Origin of the sequence: Streptomyces sp. SID1328, from assembly GCF_009865595.1 — a bacterium.
In the GTDB taxonomy this organism is placed as follows: domain Bacteria; phylum Actinomycetota; class Actinomycetes; order Streptomycetales; family Streptomycetaceae; genus Streptomyces; species Streptomyces griseoluteus.
Genome location: NZ_WWKH01001049.1, coordinates 1 through 2,812 on the forward strand (window position 1 = coordinate 1; position 2,812 = coordinate 2,812).

Annotated in this window: 4 protein-coding genes; 3 read left to right on the top strand and 1 reads right to left on the bottom strand. The window is 71.2% G+C overall.

The features are described 5' to 3' along the window. The coding region (locus GT030_RS33850) for an ABC transporter permease subunit (protein ID WP_161204334.1) at window positions 1-945 on the top strand (945 nt) is incomplete at its 5' end. A 1-nt stretch (window position 946) separates the two neighbouring features. Continuing rightward, on the top strand, window positions 947-1,909 hold the full coding sequence (locus tag GT030_RS33855; protein ID WP_161204335.1) for an ABC transporter substrate-binding protein: 963 nt from the start codon (window positions 947-949) through the stop codon (window positions 1,907-1,909). Window positions 1,910-1,976: 67 nt separating this feature from the next. On the opposite strand, the gene GT030_RS33860 is transcribed toward GT030_RS33855, so the two are convergent. Next, on the bottom strand, window positions 1,977-2,477 hold the full coding sequence (locus GT030_RS33860) for a carboxymuconolactone decarboxylase family protein (protein ID WP_161204336.1): 501 nt from the start codon (window positions 2,475-2,477) through the stop codon (window positions 1,977-1,979). A gap of 46 nt (window positions 2,478-2,523) precedes the next feature. Between GT030_RS33860 and GT030_RS33865 the strand changes: the two genes are divergently transcribed. Then, the coding region (locus tag GT030_RS33865) for a winged helix-turn-helix domain-containing protein (protein WP_161204337.1) at window positions 2,524-2,812 on the top strand (289 nt) is incomplete at its 3' end.

Sequence of the window (2,812 nt, forward strand, 5' to 3'; positions counted from 1 at the left end):
TCCCGTCGCACGGTGTGGCTCGTCGCGCTCGCCGGCACCGCCGTCGCGGCGGTCGCCGCCCGGCTGCTCGGCCGCGCCGAATGGCCCGCGGGCGCCACCCTGAACATCGCGGAGCCGGTCAACGACGCCGTCAACTGGATGACCGCGCACCTGTACTCCGGCGTCCCCGTCATCGGCGGCACCGCCGACTGGGCCGCGCACTTCACCACCTGGATGCTGGACCCGCTCCGCGACGGTCTGCGCGCGCTGCCCTGGTGGTCGGTGCTGCTGATCGTCGCCGCGCTGGCGTGGCTGATCGGCACCTGGCGCACCGCGCTGACCGCCACCCTCGCCATGGCCGCGATCGGTGTGCTCAGCGTCTGGGACTCCTCCCTCGACACCCTCTCCCAGGTGCTGGCCGCGGTCGCCGTCACCCTGGTCCTCGGCATCGCCACCGGTGTGGCCGCCGCCCGCAGCGACCGGGTGGACCGCATCCTGCGCCCGGTGCTGGACGTGTTCCAGACCATGCCGCAGTTCGTGTACCTGATCCCGGTCGTCGCCCTGTTCGGTGTCGGCCGCGCGCCCGCCGTCGTCGCCGCCGTGGTCTACGCCCTCCCGGCCGTCGTCCGGATCACCGCGCAGGGCCTGCGCCAGGTCGACCCGGCCGCGCTGGAGTCCGCCCGCTCGCTCGGCGCCACCGGCCGCCAGCAGCTCTGGCAGGTCCAGCTTCCGCTGGCCCGCCGCTCGCTGCTGCTCGCCGTGAACCAGGGCGTGGTCCTGGTCCTCGCCGTCGTCATCATCGGCGGTCTGGTCGGCGCGGGCGCCCTCGGCTACGACGTCGCCTTCGGCCTCGCCCAGGGCGACCTCGCGACCGGCCTGGTCGCCGGTGCCGCGATCGTCTGCCTCGGCCTGATGCTCGACCGGGTGACCCAGCCCACCGGCCGCAGCGCGAAGAAGGGAGCGTGACATGCGATTCCGTACGACCCTCTCGGTGAGCGTCGCCGCCGCGTCCGCGCTCGCCCTGCTCACCGGCTGCGGCGCGGCCGACATGACCAAGCAGGCCAGCCCGTTCGCCAACGCGGGCGGCGCCAGGAGCATGACCCTGTCCGTGCAGTCCTGGGTGGGCGCGCAGTCCAACGTGGCGGTCGCCAAGTACCTGCTGGAACACAAGATGGGCTACCGCGTCGACACCGTCCAGGTCGACGAGATCCCCGCCTGGGACGCGCTCAGCCAGGGCCGCGTGGACGCCCTGCTGGAGGACTGGAGCCACCCCGACCAGGAGAAGCGGTACGTCCACGACAAGAAGACCGTCTCCTACGCGGGCGGGCTCGGTGTCACCGGGCACATCGGCTGGTTCGTGCCGACGTACTTCGCCAAGCAGCACCCGGACATCACGAACTGGAAGAACCTCAACAAGTACGCCTCGCAGTTCCGCACCGCCGAGTCCGGCGGCAAGGGCCAGATCATGGACGGCTCCCCGGCCTACGTCACCCACGACAAGGCCCTGGTGAAGAACCTGAAGCTGAACTACCAGGTCGTCTTCGCCGGGTCCGAGGCCGCGCAGATCACCCAGATCAAGCAGTTCGCCAAGGAGAAGAAGCCCTTCCTGACCTACTGGTACACCCCCCAGTGGCTGTTCAAGAAGGTGCCGATGACCGAGGTGAAGCTCCCGCCGTACAAGGAGGGCTGCGACACCGACGCGGCGAAGATCACCTGCGCGTACCCGAAGACGCCGCTGCGCAAGTTCCTCAACGCCGACTTCGCCCGCTCCGGCGGCAAGGGCGCCGCGTTCCTGAAGAAGTTCCAGTGGACCACCGAGGACCAGAACGAGGTCTCCCTCATGATCGCCGAGCAGAAGCTCAGCCCGGAGGAGGCCGCGAAGAAGTGGGTCGACGCCCACCCGGAGAAGTGGAAGCGCTGGCTTCCGTGAGCTGACGCCGGACGGCGGACGGCGGCGCGTGCCCGGGGGCCGCGCCGCCGTCCGCCGTCCGGGCCGGTTACTTGTACTGCCCCGGCGTGTAGTGCCCCGGCACCATCCGGGTGGACACCGCGAACCGGTTCCAGGCGTTGATCACCGTGATCGCGGCGATCAGCTGCGCCAGCTCCGCCTCCTCGAACTGCTTGGCGGCGCGCTCGTACACGTCGTCCGGCACGAAGCCGTCGGTGAGGACGGTGACCGCCTCGGTCAGCTCCAGCGCCGCCAGCTCCTTCCCCGTGTAGAAGTGCCGGGACTCCTCCCACGCGCTGAGCTGCACGATCCGCTCCACGCTCTCCCCGGCCGCGAGCGCGTCCTTGGTGTGCATGTCCAGGCAGTACGCGCAGTGGTTGAGCTGCGAGGCGCGGATCTTCACCAGCTCCAGCAGCGTCGGATCGACGCCCTTCCGGGCGGCCGCGTCCAGGCGGACCATCGCCTTGTAGACGTCGGGGACGTGCTCGGTCCAGGTCAGGCGGGCGGGGTGCTCGGGGGCGTATTCGGGGGTGTTCTCCGTGGTCTCCATGCTTGCAGCCTAGGAGCGAAGCAGCCCAGGAGTATGGTCCATTCCCATGGCAGAATCATGGGCCAATCTGGGGATCGACCTCCACCTCGAACCGGCCGGGAGCAGCGGTCTGCGCCGGGGTCTCACCGACGCGCTGCGCGACGCCGTACGCACCGGCCGGCTCGCCCCCGGCACCCGGCTGCCGTCCTCCCGCACCCTGGCGGCGGACCTCGGGATCGCCCGCAACACCGTCGCCGAGGCGTACGCCGACCTGGTCGCCGAGGGCTGGCTCACCGCCCGCCAGGGCTCCGGCACCCGCGTCGCCGAGCGGGCCGTACCGGCGGCCGGAACGGCGG

What these genes read in the sequence shown, in the direction of transcription:
- GT030_RS33860 (WP_161204336.1), bottom strand. Translation starts at nt 2,477, where the DNA reads ATGGAGACCACGGAGAACACCCCCGAATACGCCCCCGAGCACCCCGCC.
- GT030_RS33855 (WP_161204335.1), top strand. Translation starts at nt 947, where the DNA reads ATGCGATTCCGTACGACCCTCTCGGTGAGCGTCGCCGCCGCGTCCGCG.